Origin of the sequence: Xanthomonas sp. LMG 12462, from assembly GCF_009192885.1 — a bacterium.
In the GTDB taxonomy this organism is placed as follows: domain Bacteria; phylum Pseudomonadota; class Gammaproteobacteria; order Xanthomonadales; family Xanthomonadaceae; genus Xanthomonas_A; species Xanthomonas_A sontii.
Genome location: NZ_NMPP01000049.1, coordinates 1 through 20615 on the forward strand (window position 1 = coordinate 1; position 20615 = coordinate 20615).

15 protein-coding genes and 1 pseudogene are annotated in these 20615 nt (G+C 68.2%); 10 read left to right on the forward strand and 6 right to left on the reverse strand.

Annotated elements, in window-relative coordinates; all coding sequences use genetic code 11:
* Positions 1–247: 247 nt before the first annotated feature.
* Both CEK69_RS13130 and CEK69_RS13135 read right to left on the reverse strand, forming a co-directional pair.
* Positions 248–598, reverse strand: a complete 351-nt coding sequence (locus CEK69_RS13130) for a DUF5713 family protein (RefSeq protein WP_152246048.1) — start codon at positions 596–598, stop codon at positions 248–250.
* 94 nt (positions 599–692) lie between these two features.
* Positions 693–1331 (reverse strand): response regulator transcription factor, encoded by a 639-nt coding sequence (locus tag CEK69_RS13135; RefSeq protein WP_017910914.1) that lies wholly within the window; start codon positions 1329–1331, stop codon positions 693–695.
* A gap of 280 nt (positions 1332–1611) precedes the next feature.
* Between CEK69_RS13135 and CEK69_RS13140 the strand changes: the two genes are divergently transcribed.
* A complete protein-coding gene (locus tag CEK69_RS13140; protein ID WP_152246050.1) occupies positions 1612–4746 on the forward strand; it encodes a ligand-binding sensor domain-containing diguanylate cyclase in 3135 nt (1044 codons plus the stop codon).
* A 19-nt stretch (positions 4747–4765) separates the two neighbouring features.
* Here the strand turns inward: CEK69_RS13140 and CEK69_RS13145 are convergent, their stop codons facing one another.
* Genes CEK69_RS13145 through CEK69_RS13155 form a run of 3 tightly spaced genes read right to left on the reverse strand, consistent with a single transcriptional unit; the run spans position 4766 to position 7930 of the window.
* Positions 4766–5848 (reverse strand): ABC transporter substrate-binding protein, encoded by a 1083-nt coding sequence (locus tag CEK69_RS13145; RefSeq protein ID WP_193313984.1) that lies wholly within the window; start codon positions 5846–5848, stop codon positions 4766–4768.
* Positions 5845–7233: a sensor histidine kinase gene (locus CEK69_RS13150; RefSeq protein ID WP_152246052.1), complete on the reverse strand. Its 1389-nt coding sequence runs from the start codon at positions 7231–7233 to the stop codon at positions 5845–5847. The genes CEK69_RS13145 and CEK69_RS13150 overlap by 4 nt, the downstream gene beginning before the upstream one ends.
* Positions 7226–7930: a response regulator transcription factor gene (locus CEK69_RS13155; protein WP_017913227.1), complete on the reverse strand. Its 705-nt coding sequence runs from the start codon at positions 7928–7930 to the stop codon at positions 7226–7228. Before CEK69_RS13155 ends, CEK69_RS13150 begins: the two co-directional genes overlap by 8 nt.
* 222 nt (positions 7931–8152) lie before the next feature.
* On the opposite strand from CEK69_RS13155, the gene CEK69_RS13160 reads away from it, so the two are divergent.
* The 4 genes from CEK69_RS13160 to CEK69_RS13175 all read left to right on the forward strand — a co-directional run bounded on the left by CEK69_RS13160 (position 8153) and on the right by CEK69_RS13175 (position 12932).
* The gene (locus CEK69_RS13160; protein WP_152246054.1) at positions 8153–9343 is read left to right on the forward strand and encodes a porin; all 1191 of its coding nucleotides are present in this window, start codon (positions 8153–8155) and stop codon (positions 9341–9343) included.
* 131 nt (positions 9344–9474) lie between these two features.
* Entirely contained in the window at positions 9475–10800 is a 1326-nt protein-coding gene (locus tag CEK69_RS13165) for a CitMHS family transporter (RefSeq protein ID WP_152246056.1), read from the forward strand.
* A 107-nt stretch (positions 10801–10907) separates the two neighbouring features.
* Positions 10908–11648 carry an acetoacetyl-CoA reductase gene (phbB, locus tag CEK69_RS13170; RefSeq protein WP_010344527.1) on the forward strand — a complete coding sequence of 247 codons (741 nt, stop codon included), beginning with the start codon at positions 10908–10910 and terminating at the stop codon, positions 11646–11648.
* Positions 11649–11900: 252 nt separating this feature from the next.
* Positions 11901–12932, forward strand: coding sequence for a LacI family DNA-binding transcriptional regulator (locus tag CEK69_RS13175; protein WP_017913223.1), 1032 nt, complete (start codon positions 11901–11903; stop codon positions 12930–12932).
* Positions 12933–13060: 128 nt separating this feature from the next.
* On the opposite strand, the gene CEK69_RS13180 is transcribed toward CEK69_RS13175, so the two are convergent.
* Complete coding sequence (locus tag CEK69_RS13180) at positions 13061–14407, reverse strand: MFS transporter (protein WP_152235875.1); 1347 nt, start codon at positions 14405–14407, stop codon at positions 13061–13063.
* A gap of 299 nt (positions 14408–14706) precedes the next feature.
* Here CEK69_RS13180 and CEK69_RS13185 point away from each other — a divergent pair, with 299 nt between their 5' ends.
* The 5 genes and pseudogenes from CEK69_RS13185 to CEK69_RS21290 form a co-directional block, all read left to right on the forward strand.
* Positions 14707–17166, forward strand: coding sequence for a TonB-dependent receptor (locus CEK69_RS13185; RefSeq protein ID WP_152246058.1), 2460 nt, complete (start codon positions 14707–14709; stop codon positions 17164–17166).
* Positions 17167–17213: 47 nt separating this feature from the next.
* Positions 17214–19133: an alpha-amylase family glycosyl hydrolase gene (locus tag CEK69_RS13190; RefSeq protein ID WP_193313985.1), complete on the forward strand. Its 1920-nt coding sequence runs from the start codon at positions 17214–17216 to the stop codon at positions 19131–19133.
* A gap of 60 nt (positions 19134–19193) precedes the next feature.
* Positions 19194–19352, forward strand: coding sequence for a hypothetical protein (locus tag CEK69_RS21065; RefSeq protein ID WP_193313986.1), 159 nt, complete (start codon positions 19194–19196; stop codon positions 19350–19352).
* A gap of 108 nt (positions 19353–19460) precedes the next feature.
* A complete protein-coding gene (locus CEK69_RS13195) occupies positions 19461–20273 on the forward strand; it encodes a sel1 repeat family protein (protein ID WP_152246060.1) in 813 nt (270 codons plus the stop codon).
* A 36-nt stretch (positions 20274–20309) separates the two neighbouring features.
* A pseudogene (locus tag CEK69_RS21290) lies at positions 20310–20615 on the forward strand (hypothetical protein); the annotation flags it as partial.

The following is a 20615-nucleotide window of genomic DNA, read 5'->3' on the forward strand; positions in this document are numbered from 1 at the left end:
TTTGTATATGCCCACGCCGGCGCGGACGCATGCCGCGCTCGAGATGTGACCGTATTTTTCTGTGTGGCTGTGTGGTGCTTTTCTATTGTGGTTGTTTGGTTTTGGGGTGGGGGGGTGTGATATCTCAGGCGCCCGTCCCCCTCACCCGCCCCGGCGGCCCCCCTCCTCCCGAAGGGAGAAGGGAGGGGCTAGCCCCCCCCCCCCGGGGGGGGGGGTTGGGGTGAGGGTACGGGGCGCCGCGCGATGTCTACCACTCGCGCGGGGCGATCAGCTCTTCGACGTCGGCATCGACGAACCCATAGGCCTTGGCGATGTGCAGGAAATCCACGCCGATGTTCTCGCTTGCGGCGGTCTCGATCTCGCTGTCGTGGGCCTCGAACTCCAGCGCCAGCTTGTTGAACTCTTCGGTGGCGGCATGGGTGAGCCGGTACAGCGCCGGCAGGTCTGCCGGTGCCTGCGCCTCGATCGCCTCGCACAACCGCAGCAGGATCTTCTGTCCCTTGCCGACCAGCGACGGGGGGAAGTAGTCGTCGTCCAGCATCTCCTGCAGGAACGGATAGTGGGCGGTCTGCTCGTTGCGGAGGGTCGTGGTGGGCATGGTCCGGTGGTCTCCGCCCGCGGGGGGCGCGGGCATCGGCGCATAGCATCGCGTATCCGGGCGCCGCAGAAAACGCCCCCCGCCGGCGCCCGGTTCAGGCCTCGCCTTCCGGCTCCAGCGCCTTCACCAGCACCGCGGCCTGGGTGCGGCTGTGGCATTCGAGCTTCTTCAGGATCGCGGTCACGTGGACCTTGACGGTGTTCTCGGCCAGGCCCAGTTCGTAGGCGATCTGCTTGTTGAGCAGGCCGTCGGCCAGGCACAACAGCACCCGGAACTGCTGCGGGGTCAGTTGCGCCAGGCGCGCCGCCAGCTGCGCGTCGGCCTCCGACCGCGCCGCGGTCAGCGGTGGGAACCAGGTGCCGCCGTCGAGCACCGCCGCCACCGCAATGCCGATGGTCTCGGCCGGCGAGGACTTGGGAATGAAGCCGGCCGCGCCGAACTGCTGCGCGCGGCGGATCACCCGCGGATGGTCGTTGGAGGAAATCACCACCACCGGCACGTCCGGGCGCTCGCCGCGCACGTGCAGCAGGGCCGAGAAGCCGCGCGCGCCGGGCATGGCCAGATCCAGCAGGATCAGGTCGGCATCGGCCTGCGCGGCCAGCGCGGCGTCCAGGGTGCCAGCGCTGGCCGCCTCCACCACCAGGGCACGCGGCAAGGCCTGGCGCAGCGCGTGCAGCACGGCGGCGCGGAACAGCGGGTGGTCGTCGGCGACCAGGATCGTCGGGGCATCCATGGGCGTGAAGGCGGCTGGCATGACGCCGCAACGCGGCGTCGGGTGGGCGCGGACAACGCGCAGGACCCGCAGTGTACGTGCGTGGCCGCTGGATGCCGAGTGCGCGGGGTCCGATCGGGCGGCGGCGGATTGGCCGAGACCGGCATGGCGGATGCGTGCGGCGGAACGCGCGGGACCTTGCGCACGGCACCGCCACGCCGCGCGTGGCCCTCCGCAGCGCGCAGCAAGGCGTCCTCGGCCGCGCATTCAAGGCCGGCCCCACCATGGCCGATAACACGGCGTGACCGTCTCGTTCTCCAATCTGCTGGGCCGCCTGCCGCTGGCCGCGTCCTGCCTCATCGTGTGCCTGGCGCTCGCGCCGGACGCGTCCGCGGCCGTCACCGCAAGCGACGACGAGCTGCCCAGCAGCCTGGAGCACTTCGGCCTGGACGAGGGCCTGTCGCAGCTGTCGATCAACGCCCTGCAGAGCGACGACCAGGGCTTCCTGTGGGTCGGCACGCAGGAAGGCCTGAACCGCTTCGACGGGCATCTGTTCCGTGCCTACCGGCGCGAACTCGGCAGCGACAGCCGGCAGAGCCTGCTCAGCAGCAGCATCGACAGCATCGGCTTCGAGCCGCGCGGCACCCGCCTGTGGCTGGGCACCAACGACGCCGGCCTGGAAGTGATCGAGCTGGCCACCTGGCAACACCACCGTCTCGACGCGAAGCAGGGCCTGTCGCACAACCGCGTCACCCAGATCCTGATCGATCCGCAGGGCGGCGCATGGCTGGGCACCGAACGCGGCATGGACCGGGTCGAGGCCGACCTGCAGCGGGCGCGCCCGCTGGGCGGCGATGCGCCGGTGGTGGGCCTGACCTGGATGCCGGACGGCAAGCAACCGGTGGCACTGGACCGGCAATGCCGGCTGTGGCGGCTGGGCCGCGACGCGCGCGAGGAACTGCCGGCACCGCGCGGCATCGACGAATGCGTAGGCCTGCAGTCCGGCCCGGAAGGACTGTGGCTGGCCTCGGCGAGCGGCGGCCTGTTCCAGCTCGATGCGCAGGGCGCGGTGCTGGCGCACTGGACGCCAGCGCAGTTGGCCACCGGCGGCAGCGACCTCAGCGCGCTGATCCGGCTGCACGACGGCCGCGTGCTGGTCGGCACCACCAATGCCACGGTGACGCAACTGGACAGCGCGCAGCACGCGCCGCAGCGGCTGAGCTTCGACATGCCGCCCAACAGCGCCATCATCCGTTTCTACCAGGCACCCGACGGCACCTGGTGGATCGGCACCTACACCGGCGGGCTGTACCGGGTGCGTCCGTTGTCGGCGGTGATCCGCAACGACGAGGAGCGCGTCAGCGACACCCATGCGTGGCCCAGCAGCAGCGTGCGCAGCATCTGGCACGACGGCGAGCGCATGCTGATCGGCACCGACCAGGGCCTGCTGCTGCGCGACAGCAGCCGTGCCGCCTGGCAGCTGGTGCCCGGGCTGGCCAGCCAGGCGATCCGCAGCATCGCCGCCGACCGCGACGGCTGGTGGCTGGGCACGCGCCAGGGGCTGTGGCGCCTGGACCGCAACGGCACAGTGCGGCGCCTGGGCGGGCTGGCCGACGAGCACGTCAACGATCTGCTGCTGGAAGGCGACACGCTATGGGTGGCCACCCGCCGCGGCCTGACCCGCGTGGTCGATGGGCGCGTGCGCAACGATCCGCGCTGGGCACCACTGAACGGGCACACCCTGACCCGGGTCTACCGCGACAGCGAAGACACGCTGTGGATCGGCTGCAACGACTGCGGCGTGTGGCGCATGCGCAGCGGCCGTCCCGCCGAGCCCTACCGCCCGCGCGGCAGCACCCTGTACCCGTCGGTGTGGTCGCTGTACGAACACGACGGCGTGCTGTGGGTGGGCACCTTCTCCGGCGGGCTGTACCGCATCGACCTCAAGCGCGACGTGGCGCTGCGCTACAGCGACCGCGAGGGGCTCAGCAGCAACGTCATCTACACGATCCTGCCGGATCCGCAGGGGCGGCTATGGCTGAGCACCAACAACGGCCTGAGCGTGCTCGACCCGCGCACCCGCATCGTGCAGAGCCTGGGCCGCCGCGACGGCCTGCAGAACCAGGAGTACAACAGCGGCCGCGGCTACCGCGACGCGCACGGGCTGCTGTATTTCGGCGGCACCCAGGGCGTGGACGTGATCGATCCCACGCGCCTGCCGCTGCGCAGCCCGCAGGCGCGCGCGGTACTCACCGACCTGCGCATCCTCAATGCCGGCGAGGACCGCGACGGCGGCGAGAACCAGACCGAGAGCGACGTGGTCTACGCGCAGCGCATCGCCCTGGACCACCGCGACAACGTGTTCACCATCGGCATGACCGCGATCGACTTCGCCGCGCCCGGCACCGCGCGCCTGCGCTACCGCGTCGACGGACTGCAGAAGGGCTGGGTGTACCCGCAGACCGCGCACAGCGATTTCTCGGTCAGCCACCTGCCGCCGGACCGCTATACGCTGGTGGTGGAAGCGGCCGGGCGCGACGGCCAGTTCGGCGCCGCGCGGCGGCTGCAGATCGAGGTATTGCCGCCGCCGTGGCGGCATCCGCTGGCCTACGCCGGCTACGTCGTGCTGGGCCTGGCGCTGCTCGGCCTGGCGCTGCAGCGGGTGCGGCACACGGTCAACCGCGAGCGCGACATGGTGGAACTGCTCAACCTGACCGTGGCCGAGCGCACCCGCCAGCTCGAACGCGCCAACCAGCAGTTGCTGCAGAGCAATGCGCGCCTGCAGGCGGCCACGCGCCTTGATCCGCTGACCCAGGTCGCCAACCGCCGCGAGCTGCAGGACTGGCTGGCGCGCGAATGCCCGGCCCTGCTGGCGGCGCTGGACGAAGGCAGCAGCGCCGATGCGCTGTACTTCTTCATGATCGACGTGGACAACTTCAAGCGCATCAACGACGACTACGGCCACCAGGCCGGCGACGCCGCGCTGGTGCACTGCGCCGATCGGCTGCGCGGACTGTGCGGCGAACGCGACCTGCTGGTGCGCTGGGGCGGCGAGGAGTTCCTGCTGGTCACCCGCCTGCCGCGCGAAGACGTCGCCAGCGACCTGGCCGAACGCCTGCGTGCGGCGGTGGCGACGCAGCGCTTCGCGCTGGCCGAGCGCGAACTGACCCTGACCTGCTCCATCGGCTTCGCCCCGTGGCCGTTCGTCGCCGCGTGGCCGGCGCTGGGCGACTGGGAACAGAGCGTGGGCCTGGCCGACCGCTGCCTCTACGCCGCCAAGGGCGCCGGCAAGGACGCCTGGGTGGGACTGGCGCCGGGCGCGGCGCCGGACCGGCCGCGCCTGCACGCGCTGCTGGCCGGCGGCGCACCGGAAGAACTGGGCGACAGCGTACGCGTGCTGTGCTCGCCCGGGCGCCAGCCGCGCTTCGCGCGCTGAGCGACGCCGGCGCGGCGGCTCAGCGCGGCGGCGCCTGCTGCATGCTGCTGCGCCAGGCGTCCAGGAACTGACGTCGCTTCAGCGCATCCAGATACACCAGCAGCCCCGGGCCCAGCGCGATCGGACGGAACGCCGACGCAGCGACCGGCCCACCCTGCGCCGCCACGCCTGGCTGCGGCAGGATCGGCTGCAGCCGCGCCTCGCGCGACAGCCCCTGCTGCCCGCGCGGCGACAGCAGGTAATCCAGGAAACGGCGCGCCTCGGCCGCGTGCGGGCTGTCGCGCGGGATCACCGCGGTGCGCAGCGCGACCAGGGTGTAGTCCTCCGGCTGCACGATCGCCAGCGGCGCGCCGGCATCGATGCGCGCCTGCGCGTACGAACCCAGCACGTTGTACGCCAGCAGCAGGTCGCCGCGGGCGACCTTGTCCAGCAGCACGCCGGTGCGTTCTTCCAGCACCACCTGGTTGTCGCCCATTGCCGCCAGCAACGCGCCGGCCATGCTGCCGAGCTGGCTGTCCTGGGTCGCGAACAGGTAGCCCACGCCGCTGCGCTCCACGTCGTAGGTGCCGATACGCCCGCGCAGCGGCGAGCCCTGCGCGCGCAGCAGTTCCAGCAGCCGGCGGCGGGTGCGCGGCACCTGCGCGGCCGGCAGCCGCGCGGTGTTGTAGACGATCACCACCGGCTCGTAGCTGATGCCGAAGACCTCGTGCCGCCACTGTGCCCACGCCGGCAGCGCCTCGGTCTGCGGCGAGCGGTGCGCCAGTGCGTGACCGTCGTTCACCAGCTTGGTCTGCAGATCCATGCTGGCGCTGATCAGCAGATCGGCGCAGCGCGGGCCAGGGCCTGGATGCAGGTAGCGCCGGTAGATATCGCCGGCGATCACGTCCTGGTACACCACTTCGGTGTGCGGATGCAGGCGCTGGTAGTCGCCGATCACCGCGGCGAACACCTCGATGTCGGTCGAACCCTGGATGCACAACTGCGCGGTGGCCGCGCCCTGCGCCGGGAAGCGGCGCACGTCGCCGGGCGCGGCCAGGGCATTGCCGGCGAGCAGCATGGTCAGCAACAGCGGTAGACGGCGCAGCAGCGCGGGCAGGCTCATGGATGCAACCTCGGCAGGTGCAGGCTGGCGATCAGGCCGCCGCCCACGCGATTGGACAGGTCGATGCGCCCGCCATGCGCTTCGACCACGCGCTTGACGATCGCCAGGCCGAGCCCGGCGCCGCCGGCGGCCGCGCCCTCGCCGCGCACGAAGCGCTCGAACACGCGCTCGGCCTCGGCGGCGGCGATGCCCGGGCCATGGTCGGCCACGGTCACCACGCAGTCGCGCACGCTGCAGGTCAGCGCCACCTGCAGCGGGCCGTCGCCGCCGTACTTGCAGGCGTTGTCGATCAGGTTCTTGATCGCCTCGCGCAACAGCAGCGCATCGCCGCGCACCAGCGCCGGTTCGCTGGCCACCGCCAGTTGCACGCGCGGCCGCGGCGCGGCCTGCGGCACGGCCTCGTGCAGCGCCTGGTGCAACACCTCGGCCAGGTCGACGCTGGCGTAGCGCTGCAGGTTGGAACGGTGGATCACGCTGGCGTCGCTGAGCAACTGGTTGAGCAGGCGGCTCATGTGCGTGGCGTTGCGCTCGATCGCCTCCAGGCTGCGGCGCATCTCCTGCGGGTCGTCCTCGTCCAGCGCCAGTTGCGCCTGCGCGCGCAGCGCCGCCAGCGGCGTGCGCATCTGGTGCGCGGCCTCGGCCATGAACGCACGCAGGGTCTCGTTGCTGCCGGCCAGGCGCGCCATGAAGCGGTTCAACGCCGCCACCATCTGCTGCATCTCCTGCGGCGCCGTCGCGGCCACCGGCTTCAGTTCGGACGGTTCGCGCCGCGACAGTTCGTGCTCCAGCGTGCGCAGCGGCCGCAGCGCACGCGACACGCCCAGCCATACCAGCGCCAAGGCCAGCAGCGACAACAGCACGATCGCCACCAGCGCGTGCAGCACCACGTCCTGCGCCAGCGCCTCGCGGGCGCGCCGGGTCTGCCCCACCTGCACCCACACCTGGTCCTGCGCCGCCGCCGAGGACACCCGCCGCGAGACCACCGCAAAGCGCACCGGCTCGCCGCTGTAGACCGCATCGAACAAGCGCGGCGGCGCGCTGGCGCGCGGCAGCGACGGCGCCGCCGGCAGGTCGTCGTAGCCGGTGATGGTGCGCCCGCGCGCATCGAACACGCGGTAGAACACCCGGTCCTCCGGCGCCATCGCCAGCAGGTCCAGCGCGGCATAGGGCAGGTCCACCTGCCACTGACCGCCGGCCAGCGCCACCGAGTCGACGATGGATAGTGCCGAGGACACCAGCAGGTGGTCGTAGGAGCGGTTGGCGGCACGCTGGCCGTAGTCGCGGGCGACGAAGAACAGCGCCACCGCGCCGAGCAGCGACAGCGCGCCCAGGTAACGCAGCAGCGTGCGCCGGATCGACGGCGCCGGCGGCGCGGCCTCAGCCATCGCCGTCCGCTGCCGCCGGGTCCGGCGGCGACGCGGCCGCCTCCAGCTTGTAGCCGACGCCGCGCACGGTGACGATGCGCAGCGGCGCGTCGGCCAGCTTCTTGCGCAGGCGCCCGACGTACAGTTCGATCGCATTCGGCCCGGCCTCGTCGTCGAAGCCGAACAGGCCGTTGCCGATCTCGTCCTTGCCCACCACCTGGCCGAGCCGGCCAATCAGGATCTCCAGCAGCCGATACTCGCGGTTGGGCAGTTCGATCGGCGTGCCGTGCAGGCTGACGCTGTGCGCGGCGTTGTCGAAGGCGAAACCGCCGAGCTGCACCACCTCGCTGGCCTGGCCGCGATTGCGCCGCAGCAACACCCGGCAGCGCGCCTCGAACTCGCGAAAGTCGAACGGCTTGCCCAGGTAATCGTCGGCGCCCACGTCCAGCGCCTGCACCCGATCCTCGATGCCGTCGCGCGCGGTCAGCATCAGCACCGGCGTGGTGTCGCCACGCTCGCGCAGCCCGGCCAACACGCGCAGCCCATCCAGCCCGGGCAGACCGATGTCCAGCACCACCAGATCGAAGCGCTGGTAGCGCAGCACCCCGGCCGCACTCAAGCCATCGCGCTGCCAATCCACCGCATGCCCGCTGCGGCGCATGCGCCGCACGATCGCATCGGCGAGATCGGCGTTGTCTTCTACCAGGAGCAGGCGCATTGGAGGCCGGGAATGGTGAATCGGGAATGGGGAATGGAAACAGCAACGGCAGAAGCCTAGCGCATCCAGGAACGTGCTTTTTCGATTCCCCATTCTCGATTCCCGATTCCCCACCGCCGACAGGTCGTTGACAGCTACGTCCGACTAGGCTGCGTCCATGCCGGTCCGCGGCCGTTGCGGACGGACCGATCCAATCGCTGCGACACGCACCTGGGAGGGGACGTGGAACTGAAGACTCTGACATGGGGCAGCGCCTGCGCGCTGCTGTGCCTGGCCGGTTCGGTGCACGCCGCCAGCGACGACGACGGCCCGGTGACCGCCGAACTCGGCGGGCGGCTGCACTGGGATTTCGCCCACTTCGACAACGACCGGCGCGGCACGCCCAATCCCGACGACACCGAGATCCGCCGCTTGTGGCTGGACGTGTCCGGCAAGGTCTTCGGCTTCGGCTACAAGGTCGAAGGCGATTTCGCCGGGCTGCAGGACGACTTCAACGGCAAGGGCATCGAGGCCAAGGACGTCTACCTCACCCGTAAATTCGATGCCGGCACGCTCACCGTGGGCCAGTTCAAGCAGTACTTCACGCTCGACGACCGCACCGGCTCCAACTTCGGCCAGTTCCTGGAGCGCAGCGGCGCGGCCAGTACGCTGGCGCCGCTGTACCGCAAGGCGGTGTCGTGGCAGGCCGCGGGCACCGACTACACCTGGGCGGCCAGCGTCTACAGCCTGCAGAGCATCGACGTCTCCAACGTCCGCGGCCACGCGTTCGGCGGCCGCGGCACCTGGGCGCCGGACGCGCGCGACGGCGACGTGCTGCATCTGGGCCTGTCGCTGGCGCACGAGCACTACGACCATCCCGGCGCCGGCGGCACGCCGGCGCTGAGCATCCGCCCGCGCCCGGCCGGGCACCTGTCCGACGCCAGCCGCGTCACCCTGGCGCGCTTCGCCGATGGCCGCGACACCGACGTGGACAAGTGGTCGCTGGAATACGCGCAGGTGCGCGGGCCGCTGTCGTGGCAGGGCGAGTTCAGCGGCGGGTTGTTCGACGACGGCGCGCAGCGTGCCAACGTGATGGCGGCTTACGGCTTCGTCAGTTGGTTCGCCACCGGCGAATCGCGCCGCTACGACAGCAAGACCGGGCGTTTCACCCGCATCAAGCAGGTCAATCACAACTACGGCGCCTTCGAGCTGGCGCTGCGCTACGACCGCATGTGGGGCGCGCAGCACCGCGACGGGCAGCCCGATCTGCTCGACGCCTCCACCGCCTCGTGGACGCTGGCCGGCAACTGGTACCTCAAGCCGAACCTGCGGCTGATGCTCAACCTGATCGACAGCCGCAACCGCGACCATCTGGCCGGCGTGACGCTGGACCACACGCGAGCGATCACCGGGCGCTTTCAGTATGACTTCTGAGTGCCGGGATTGGGGAATGGGGATTCGGGATTCGCAACGGCGGGATCGTGCGATGTGACGTCTGGTCGGCCTCTTTTCGGATCCCTGATGCGGGGTCCATCTTCTTTCATGCACTGCCCTGAGGAACTTCCATGCTGACCGCGCTCGGTTTCGGAATGGTCATTACCTTCATGTACCTGATCATGAGCAAGCGGCTGTCGCCGCTGGTCGCGCTGATCATCGTGCCGATCGTGTTCGCGCTGGCCGGCGGCTTCGGCACCGGCATCAACGAGATGATGTTGGAGGGGATCAAGAAGATCGCGCCCACCGGCGTCATGCTGATGTTCGCGATCCTGTACTTCGGGGTGATGATCGACGCCGGCCTGTTCGATCCGCTGGTGCGGCGCATCCTGCGCCTGGTCAAGGGCGACCCGATGAAGATCGTGGTCGGCACCGCGGTGCTGGCGCTGCTGATCTCGCTCGACGGCGACGGCTCCACCACCTACATGATCACCGTCTCGGCGATGCTGCCGCTGTACCGGCGGCTGGGCATGAACGCGCTGAACATGACCTGCGTGACCATCCTCGCCGGCGGCGTGATGAACCTGACGCCGTGGGGCGGCCCGACCGCACGCGCGGCCACCGCGCTGCACGTGGACCCGGCCGACGTGTTCGTGCCGCTGGTGCCGGCGATGGCGCTGGCGATCGTCGGCATCCTGCTGCTGGCCTGGTACCTGGGCATGAAGGAACGCCGCCGCCTCGGCGTGGTGACGCTGCCCGGCGATGCCTGGATGGACGGCAGCGTGGCCGACGACGGCGAGGCGCTGCCCACCGTGGAGGATGCCGAGGACATCAAGCGGCCGCGGCTGCTGTGGGTGAACCTGGCGTTGACCCTGGCGCTGATGGCGGCGCTGGTGATCGGCGTGCTGCCGATGCCGGTGCTGTTCATGATCGGCTTCGCCCTGGCGCTGCTGATCAACTACCCGAACCTGGCCGAGCAGCGCCGGCGCCTGGTCAACCATGCCGGCAACGTGCTGTCGGTGGTGTCGCTGATCTTCGCCGCGGGCGTGTTCACCGGCATCCTCTCCAACACCGGCATGGTCGAGGCGATGTCGCGCAGCTTCCTGGCGGTGATCCCCGACGCCTGGGGCCCGTACCTGGCGGTGATCACCGCACTGGCGAGCATGCCCTTCACCTTCTTCATGTCCAACGACGCCTTCTACTTCGGCGTGCTGCCGATCCTGTCCGACGCCGCCAGCCACTATGGCATCACTCCGGTGGAAATGGCCCGCGCCTCGCTGGCCGGGCAACCGGTGCACCTGCTCAGCCCACTGGTGCCCTCCACCTACCTGCTGGTCGGCCTGGCCAAGGTCGACTTCGCCGACCACCAGCGCTTCACCCTGAAGTGGGCGGTGTTGATCTCGCTGCTGTTGATGGGTGGCAGCTTGTTATTCGCGCTGTATCCGTTGGCCGCTTGAGCGCTGCCGGGAATGGGGAATCGAGAATCGGGAATTGCAAGAGCGGCCCCGCTTCCCACCATTCCCGATTCCCCACTCCCCATTCCCAACTCCGAAGGAGTTAAGCCATGACCCTCAGAATCGCCTACGTCACCAGCGGCATGGGCAGCATCGGCACCGCGATCTGCCAGAAGCTGGCGCGCAACGGCCATACCGTGGTTGCCGGCTGCGGGCCGGACTCGCCGCGCAAGTCGGCGTGGCTGCGCGAGCAGCGCGAGCTCGGCTTCGACTTCATCGCCTCCGAGGGCAATGCCACCGACTGGGACTCGACGGTGGCCGCGTTCGCCAAGGTCAAGGCCGAGGTCGGCGAGATCGACGTGCTGGTCAACAACGCCGGCGGCAGCCGCGACATGCTGTTCCGGCAGATGGGCCGCGAGGACTGGCAGGCGGTGATCGCCAGCAACCTGCATGCGCTGTTCAACATCACCAAGCAGGTGGTGGACGGCATGACCGCGCGCGGCTGGGGCCGTATCGTCAACATCGGCGCGGTCAGCGCGCAGAAGGGCCAGATCGGGCAGATCAACTACGCCACCGCCAAGGCGGCGATGCAGGGCTTCAGCCGCGCGCTGGCGCAGGAAGTGGCCTCGCGCGGGGTCACCGTCAACACGGTGTCGCCCGGCTACATCGCCAGCGCGGCGATCAGCGGCTTCCCACCGGACGTACTCGATCGCCTGGCCAGTTCGGTGCCGCTGCGCCGGCTCGGCAAGCCCGAGGAAGTGGCTGCGCTGTGCGCCTGGCTGGCCTCGGACGAGGCCGCCTACGTCACCGGCGCCGACTACGCGGTCAACGGCGGCCTGCACATGGCCTAGGGCCTCGCCTGCCGCGCATGGCGCCACGGTTGCGCGTAAATGCAGCGGAGACGCAGGATGTGGAACTGCGCTCGACCGCGACGGATGCGCCCGCGCGCAGCCGCCGGATTCGGCAGGCCGGCACGCCGCGGCATACGCGAACAGGCATGCAGCGCGCCATCGCCGCGGCAATGCAGCCGCGGCGTGCAAAGCGCCGCGACGCCCGCCTGGCATACACTGCCGGTTCCGCTTCGTCCGTCGCGCCCGCTCCGCATGTCCGACAAACCCGAACCCGGCGCGCCCGCCGCGCGCCTGCAGATGGCCGACATCGCGCGCATGGCCGGCGTCTCCGAATCCACGGTGTCGCGTGCGCTGGCCGACAACCCGGTGGTCGCCGAACGCACCCGCGCCTACATCAAGCAACTCGCCCGCGACGCCGGCTACCGAGTCGATCCGGTCGCGCGCAGCCTGCGTTCGCGGCGCTCCAACATCGTCTGCGTGGCGGTGCCGCTGATGCACGCGCACGAGCAGCCGCTGTCGGACCCGTTCATGATGACCATGCTGGCGCTGCTGGCCGACGCGCTGACCGCGCGCGGCTACAGCATGCTGCTGTCCAAGCTGGACCAGCACCAGGATCACTGGGTCGAAGACCTGGCGCGCAACAGCCGCGCCGACGGCGTCATCATGCTCGGCCAGAGCCACGAGCACGCCTCGCTCGACGCCGCCGCGCGCGGCGGCCTGCCGATGCTGGTGTGGGGCAGCCGCATCGACGGCCAGGCCTATGCCAGCGTGGGCAGCGACAACCTGCGCGGCGGCGAACTGGCCACCGCACACCTGATCGAACATGGCCGCCGGCGCATCGCCTTCCTCGGCGACGAGCAGTTGCCGGAAGTGGCACCGCGCTTCGCCGGCTACCGGCGCATGCTCGACGCGCACGGCCTGGCGTTCGACCCGCGGCTGCACGCGCGCAGCCACTTCCTCAGCGAGGACGCCTACCGCCTGACCCGCGCGATGCTGAAGAAGACCGACCCGCCGGACGCGGTCTTCGCCGCCTCCGACGTGATCGCCCTGGGCGCGATCCGCGCCCTGATCGAAGCCGGCCACCGCGTCCCCCAGGACATCGCCCTGGTCGGCTTCGACGACATCCCCCTGGCCGCATACAGCCAGCCACCGCTGACCACCGTGCGCCAGGACTTGGCCCAGGCCGCCACCCTGCTGGTGGACGGCGTGCTGAACCTGATCGCCGGCACGCCGGTGGAATCGGTGGAGCTGCCGGTGAGTCTGGTCGTGCGGGAATCGGCCTGAGGGCTGGGAATGGGGAGTCGGGAATAGGGAATCGGAAAAGCGTTGGTCGCGCGCTGACGCTGAGTCAGCTGGCCTAGGGCTCTACATTCGAATTAGGGAGTTCGGGAGATCGGTCAGCACGCGGAGTTTCAGCGCACGATGCCGCGCTTTTCCGATTCCCCATTCCCGGTTCCCCATTCCCGACGCTTCACCAACACCATCGCCACCGCAGCTGCCAGCATCAGCGCGCCGGCCAGGCGAATGACGTTGCGTGGGTCGCCCTGCAGCAGGCGGTCGTAGTACAGCGGCAGGGTCACGATCTGGATCAGCATCGGCAGCACGATGAACAGGTTGAACAGGCCCATGTACACGCCGGTGCGCTCCGGCGGGATGCTGTTGGCCAGCATCAGGTAGGGATTGCCCATCATGCTGGCCCAGGCCAGGCCGATGCCGAGCATCGGCAGCAGCAACAGCCAGCGATCGTGGATCGACGGCAGCACGCACATGCCGATGCCGGCGGCGACCAGGCAGGCGGCGTGGGTGGCCTTTGGGCCGAACCGCCGCGCCACCGGCACCATCGCGAACGCGGCCAGAAAGGCGACGAAGTTGTAGAAGCCGCCGATCTGCCCGTTGACCAGGCCGGCCTCGCGGAAGCCATGCGAATCGGCCGCGGTGGTGCCGAACAGCGTGGTCGACAGCGACAGCACGATGTACTGCCAGTAGCAGAACATCGCATACCACTGGAACAGCATCACCGGCGCCATCTGCCGCATCGTCGGCGGCATCTGTCGCACCGCATCGACGATCTCGCGCAACGTCGCCAGCGGCCCGGACGCGGCGCTGCGCAAGCGCTGCAGCTCCGCCGCCGGCAGCACCGGCTCGCGCACGCTGCGCGCGGTGAGCAGGATCGAGGCGGCGGAGAAGCCCGCACCGATCGCGAACGCGGCGATGGTGACGTAGGGAATGTGGTGGGCGTTGGCCGCGTCCTGGTTCATGCCCAGCCACACCAGCAACGGTGGTGTGACATAGGCCAGGGTCTGGCCGAGGCCGGTGAACGCGCTCTGGGTCAGGTAGCCCAGCGGCCGCTGCGGCGGCGCCAGCACGTCGCTGACCAGCGCGCGGTACGGCTCCATCGCCACGTTGTTGGCCGCATCCAGCATCCACAGCAGCGCCACCGCCATCCACAGCGCCACGCTGAAGGGCATGGTCAGCAAGCACAGGCTGCACACCAGCGCACCCACCACCATGTACGGCATGCGCCGGCCCCAGCGGGTCACCGTGCGGTCGCTGAGCACGCCGACCACCGGTTGCAGCACCAGCCCGGTGATGGGGCCGGCCAGCCACAGGTACGGCAGGTTGGCGTGGTCGGCGCCCAGGTAGTTGTAGATCGGGCTCATGTTGCTCTGCTGCAGCCCGAAGCTGTACTGCACGCCGAAGAAACCGGCGTTGAGCGCCAGCACGCGCGAGAGCGGAAGCAGGGGACGATCGGAACGCATGAGCATCGGCATCGGCCTGGGCGGGGCGGGCACGCGGGAGGCGTGCCGCAGCGGCGGAGCGGAGTGTCGCCGCGCCTGCAATCGTTTGTAACGCTGCGCTGCACCATGCAGAATCCCTCGATCTCTCAGCGATAAGGTTGGCGTAAGCGCCACAGGTGGATTTGCTGCACTGCAAATTGCAATCGATTGCGGACAGCCGTATCTGTACGCCGCCGCACCCACCGACCGCGCCGCGCCCTGCCCGTTCCGGCAGCGGCGCGCCGCCACCCACTGCACCACTCGCTTCGGGAGAGACAGCGATGCATCACCCTTCGATCCGCCTGCAGACCCTGGCCCTGGCCGTCGCCGCGGCGCTGTCCGCACCGGCCGCGCTCGCGCAACAGGCCACGCCCGCCGCTGCCGACGCCCCGGCGGCGCAGGGCGACGTGGTCAGCCTGGACTCGGTCTTCGTCACCGGCACCGCTACGCCCAAGAGCAAGCTCAAGTCCAGCGTCTCGGTCAGCACCGTCGGCGCCGAGGCGATCGAACAGTCGGCGCCGCGCAGCACCGCCGAGATCTTCCGCAACATTCCCGGCATCCGCTCCGAATCCAGCGGCGGCGAGGGCAACGCCAACATCGCCGTGCGCGGCCTGCCGGTCGCCTCCGGCGGCGCCAAGTTCCTGCAATTGCAGGAAGACGGCCTGCCGGTGCTGGAATTCGGCGACATCGCCTTCGGCAATGCCGACATCTTCCTGCGCGCCGACTACAGCCTGGAGCGCATCGAGGCGATCCGCGGCGGCTCGGCGTCCACCTTCGCCAGCAACTCGCCCGGCGGCATCATCAACTTCATCAGCAAGACCGGCGACACCGCCGGCGGCAGCGTCGGCCTCACCCGCGGCCTGGGCGGCTACGACAACACCCGCCTGGACTTCGACTATGGCGCCCCGTTCGCCGAGCACTGGCAGTTCAACGTCGGCGGTTTCTACCGGCGCGGCGACGGCGTGCGCGACGCCGGCTACACCACCGACAAGGGCGGCCAGCTCAAGGCCAACCTGACCCGGCTGTTCGACAACGGTTACGTGCGCGTCTACGCCAAGTACCTCAACGACCGCGCCGCCGGCTACCTGCCGGTGCCCACGCGGGTCAGCGGCAGCGACGGGTCGCCGCACTTCGGCAGCATCGACGGTTTCGATCCCGGCACCGACACGCTGTACAGCCCGTACTTCCGCAGCAGCGCCACCCTCGATGGCGGCAACAAGCCCTCGCGGGTGGAACTGGGCGACGGCATGCATCCGCTGTCGCGCGCGTTCGGCGCCGAGGCGCAGTTCGACATCGGCGGCGGCTGGACCCTGACCGACAAGTTCCGCATCGCCGATACCTCCGGCCGCTTCGTTTCGCCGTTCCCAGCGCAGGTCGCCGATGCCGGCGCGCTGGCGGCGAGCATCGGCGGCGCCGGTGCCGGCCTGCGCTACGTCGACGGCCCGAACGCCGGCCAGGCCTACACCGGTCTGGCGCTGCGCACGCATCTGTTCAACGTGCACCTCAACGACCTGGGCAACGCAGTCAACGACCTCAGCCTGGCGCGCGACTTCGGCAGCGGCGACGGCGGCAATCTCAACCTCAAGGCCGGCTGGTATACCTCGCGGCAGACCATCGACGTGGACTGGACCTGGAACTCCTACGTGCAGTCGCTGGGGCACCGCCCGCGGCTGCTGGACGTGGTCGCCGCCGGCGGCAGCCTGCGCTCGCAGGACGGCCTGTACGCCTACGGGGTGCCGTACTGGGGCCTGGACGTCACCCGTCACTACGACGTGCGTTACGACATCAATGCGCCGTACCTCGCGCTGAGCTGGGACCAGGGTCCACTGAGCGTGGACGGCAGCCTGCGCTACGACATGGGCCGCGCCCGCGGCAACACCGCCGGCGGCCTGCTGGCCAGCAATGTCGACGTGAACGGCGACGGCGTGATCGAGGCGCCGGAGCAAAGCGTGGCGACCATCGACTACGCCAACCTCAAGCCGGTGCGCTACGACTGGAACTACCTGTCGTATTCGTTCGGCGGCAACTACATGCTCAACGACGACTTGGCCGCATTCGCGCGCTACAGCCGCGGCGCGCGCGCCAATGCCGACCGCCTGCTGTTCGGCGTGGTCCGCGACGACGGCTCGGTCTCCTCCAACGAGGCGGTGAACTTCGTCAAGCAGCTCGAAGGCGGCCTGAAGTGGCGCAGCGGCGGGCTGAGCCTGTTCGCCACCGCCTTCGCCGCGCGCACCCAGGAGCAGAACTACGAAGCCACCACCCAGCGCTTCTTCGACCGCACCTACAAGGCGCACGGCCTGGAGCTGGAAGCCGCGTATCGCACCGGCGGCTTCACCCTCAACGGTGGCCTGACCTGGACCGACGCCACCATCGACAAGGACCAGATCACCCCGGCCAACGCCGGCAACACGCCACGTCGGCAGGCGCGCTTCGTCTGGCAGCTGACGCCGAGCTACCGCGGCGAGCGCTACCAGGTCGGGGTCAATGCGATCGGCACCACGTCGGCCTATACCCAGGACAGCAACCAGCTGAAGATGCCCGGCTATACCCAGGTCAACCTGTTCGGCGACTACCGCATCACCGATGCGCTGACCGTCTCGCTCAACGTCAACAACCTGTTCAACACCTTCGGCCTGACCGAAGCGGAGGAAGCGTCGATCGCCGACGCGGCTTCCGGTGTGATCCGGGCACGCTCGATCCCGGGCCGCACCTCCAGCATCAGCCTGCGCTACGACTTCTGACGAGGACCGCACATCCGCGCCCCGCCCGGGGCGCGGCCAAGCCCCCCATGACCGCACCCGCTCCTTCCGCACTGTCCGCGCTCGCCCACACCCTGTGGGAGGCGCATCTGCAACCGGACGCCGCCGACGCAGTGCTGCCACGCCTGCAGCGCCACGGCGAACGCCTGCTCGCCCCATTGCATGCGCTGTACGGCACGCATCCGGCCTTCGCGCAATGGCTGCCGCAGTGGCTGACGCAACTGGCGGCCACCGCCAACGCGCGGCCATCGGCGCTGCGCCAGCTCGATGCCGAGCGCGCGCCCGACTGGTTTGCCACCCCGGCGATGCTCGGCTACAGCGCCTATGTCGACCGCTTCGCCGGCACCTTGCATGGCGTCGGCGAACGCGTGCCCTACCTGCAGGAACTGGGCGTGCGCTACCTGCACCTGCTGCCGTTCCTGCGCGCGCGCGAGGGCGACAACGACGGCGGCTTCGCGGTCAGCGACTATGGCCAGATCGAGCCGCGGCTGGGCGACATCGCCGACCTGGCGGCACTGACCGCACGCCTGCGCACGGCCGGCATCAGCCTGTGCGCCGACTTCGTGCTCAACCACACCGCCGACGACCACCCATGGGCGCTGGCGGCCAAGCGCGGCGATGCGCAGTATCTGGGCTACTACCACTATTTCCGCGACCGCAGCACGCCGGACGCCTACGAGCGCACGCTGGGCCAGGTGTTCCCGCACACCGCTCCGGGCAACTTCACCTGGGTGGAAGGAGCCGATGCCTGGCTGTGGACCACGTTCTACCCCTACCAATGGGATCTGGACTGGAGCAACCCCGCAGTGTTCGGCGAAATGGCGCTGGCGCTGCTGCACCTGGCCAACCTGGGCGTGGAGGTGTTCCGCCTGGATTCCACCGCTTACCTGTGGAAGCGCCCGGGCACCGACTGCATGAACCAGCCGGAGGCGCACACGATCCTGCAGGCGCTGCGCGCACTCACCGACATCCTGGCACCGGCGGTGCTGCTGAAGGCCGAGGCGATCGTGCCGATGGCGCAGTTGCCGCCGTATTTCGGCGAAGGCGCCGCACGCGGCCACGAATGCCACCTGGCCTACCACAGCACGCTGATGGCAGCAGGCTGGGTGGCCCTGGCCGAGCAGCGCGGCGACATCGTGCAGGCGGCGATCGCGCACACGCCGGCGCTGCCGCCAGCCTGCGGCTGGCTCAGCTACGTGCGCTGCCACGACGACATCGGCTGGAACGTGCTGCAGTGCGAAGCCGCCGGTGGCGATGGCGTGGCGCCGTTCGCACTGGCCCACACCGCCCAGTTCTACGCCGGCCACACCGCGGACAGCTACGCGCGCGGCGAAGCCTTCCAGAGCAGCGGCGATGGCGTGCACGGCAGCAACGGCATGAGCGCGGCGCTGGTTGGCATCGCCGCAGCGCTGGCCGCCAGCGACAGCGACGCGCTGGAACTGGGCGTGCGCCGCCTGCTGCTGCTGTACGCGGTGGCGCTGGCGATGCCGGGCATCCCGCTGCTGTACATGGGCGACGAACTGGCCTTGGGCAACGACGAGGACTATCGCCACGACCCGCTGCGTCAGCACGAAGGCCGTTGGCTGCACCGCCCGGTGATGGACTGGGCACGCGCGGCGCAACGCCACGACACCGACAGCCTGCCCGGCCAGGTCTACACCCGCCTGCGCGGGTTGATCGCCGCGCGTACCGACACCGTTGCGCTGGCCGCCGACCAGCCGCTGCGTGCGGTGCCACTGGGCAATCCCGCCCTGCTCGGGCTGGCGCGCGGCGAGGCATTCGTGGCGGTGTACAACTTCAGTGCGGAGCCGGTTGCGGTGGATGTTGCAACAGCGCTGGGCGAAGGCGAATGGCAGCCCATCGCCGACGGTTGCGGAGATCCCGCAACGCTGGTGGACTGGCTCGGCATACTACCGGCCTATGGCCTACGTTGGTGGCGACGCGGCTGATAAAATTTTTTGGAAATGATTCATGCGATTAGGCACACCTGCCGATTAGGCGGCCTCTACTTGAAATTGCAAATTTCCAATGCCATGCTTGGCTTCAAGCAAGCCAAGCACAGGCTCTTTAGCTCAAAGGAAGGGGCGGCAGACAAAAATACAAATATTGGACGCCTCGATCATATCGAGGCATCCTCATTTTTCGCCAATCAATTTGGCATTTCCTGAGCACCCCAAATAAGTCTCAGCGAAGGCAAAATCGCGCACTTCTAATTTTCGAGATGCAGTCATAGAACGTCTGCCGCCAGCACCCCTTTTCCCATAAAATTGGCTTTAATGAAAAATCCATACTATATACTCATTGCACTCGCAATCACAGGAATATTGATTTTTGCCGCGAAAATTGATGAAAAAGGCAAAAAAGGCGAGACTCAGGAAAAAACCAACTCGATCACATACGTACCCCAACGCCCCCTTAAAACATCTCAGCAACTATCAGTAATCCAAGCCCCGGAAGGGAAGCTTGAAGATATAGCACCCGAACTTAAAAAAAGCGCTGAAAAAGGAAATGCAAAATCAGCGCTCGCGCTATATCTTAAACTGTCGACCTGCGATACTGCGTTACATACACAAATCTCTCCAGATGAAATAAAAGCATATGCATCTGCCGGAATCAGCATGGAGAAGTACGCAAATTCTATGGAAAAATCCATATCCGAATGCACAGGGGCATCAGAAGAAGATTTAAAAAGACGCGGGAAGTGGCTTGAAAAATCGGCCATGCTAGGAGATTTACAAGCAAAACTCATGTACGCAAGTGATCCGGAGGCAATCGTTGGAGATGCCACCGACATGCTGCGAGACCCAGAGAAAGTAATTGATTACAAGAAAAAGGCTGTTAAATTCCTGTCTGACGCAGCATCGTCGGGAAGCCCGGACGGACTTATGAAAATGGGGGATGCATATAACGATGGCATCCTTCTACCAAAGGATCAGGTTAGAGCCTATGCATTTTATCGCGCCACTGAGATGACAACATCAAGTGACTTTTCAAACATACTATCAAAAATAGAACCAGAACTGACTCCAGCGCAAATCTCACAAGGAAACAAGGAAGCTATCCACATATATCAGAATTGCTGCAAATAAAGCTATAAATAAATCATACCCAGAGAGAAAGAAGACATGGATAGAAATCTCGCGAGAATAAGCCTCCTCATATTCTCAACATTCTCGATATGCGCAGTAGCGATTGCATCACTTTATGGCCCATTCCATGTGAACATCCAACTGGGAACCCCTTATGGTGGATATGAGGTTGACAAGGCCATTAGAGATTTACGCAATGCCCCCGCAGTGATTGTACCCGGCGACAAAATAGTTCTGTGCAACAGCAATGCATGCGTAACTTATACAAAGACGAGTACTGGTTGGCTCGGAGGCCCGCCGACGAAACAAGAGGTAGTGGACGGTGGTGGTGGTGGTGGTGGT

Excerpts from the sequence above, each read along its gene's own strand:
- CEK69_RS13175 (WP_017913223.1), top strand. The coding sequence starts at position 11,901 with ATGTCCGACAAACCCGAACCCGGCGCGCCCGCCGCGCGCCTGCAGATG.
- CEK69_RS13195 (WP_152246060.1), top strand. The coding sequence starts at position 19,461 with ATGAAAAATCCATACTATATACTCATTGCACTCGCAATCACAGGAATA.
- CEK69_RS13185 (WP_152246058.1), top strand. The coding sequence starts at position 14,707 with ATGCATCACCCTTCGATCCGCCTGCAGACCCTGGCCCTGGCCGTCGCC.
- CEK69_RS13190 (WP_193313985.1), top strand. The coding sequence starts at position 17,214 with ATGACCGCACCCGCTCCTTCCGCACTGTCCGCGCTCGCCCACACCCTG.
- CEK69_RS13150 (WP_152246052.1), bottom strand. The coding sequence starts at position 7,233 with ATGGCTGAGGCCGCGCCGCCGGCGCCGTCGATCCGGCGCACGCTGCTG.
- CEK69_RS13135 (WP_017910914.1), bottom strand. The coding sequence starts at position 1,331 with ATGGATGCCCCGACGATCCTGGTCGCCGACGACCACCCGCTGTTCCGC.
- CEK69_RS13180 (WP_152235875.1), bottom strand. The coding sequence starts at position 14,407 with ATGCGTTCCGATCGTCCCCTGCTTCCGCTCTCGCGCGTGCTGGCGCTC.
- CEK69_RS13165 (WP_152246056.1), top strand. The coding sequence starts at position 9,475 with ATGCTGACCGCGCTCGGTTTCGGAATGGTCATTACCTTCATGTACCTG.
- CEK69_RS13155 (WP_017913227.1), bottom strand. The coding sequence starts at position 7,930 with ATGCGCCTGCTCCTGGTAGAAGACAACGCCGATCTCGCCGATGCGATC.
- CEK69_RS13145 (WP_193313984.1), bottom strand. The coding sequence starts at position 5,848 with ATGAGCCTGCCCGCGCTGCTGCGCCGTCTACCGCTGTTGCTGACCATG.
- CEK69_RS13130 (WP_152246048.1), bottom strand. The coding sequence starts at position 598 with ATGCCCACCACGACCCTCCGCAACGAGCAGACCGCCCACTATCCGTTC.
- phbB (WP_010344527.1), top strand. The coding sequence starts at position 10,908 with ATGACCCTCAGAATCGCCTACGTCACCAGCGGCATGGGCAGCATCGGC.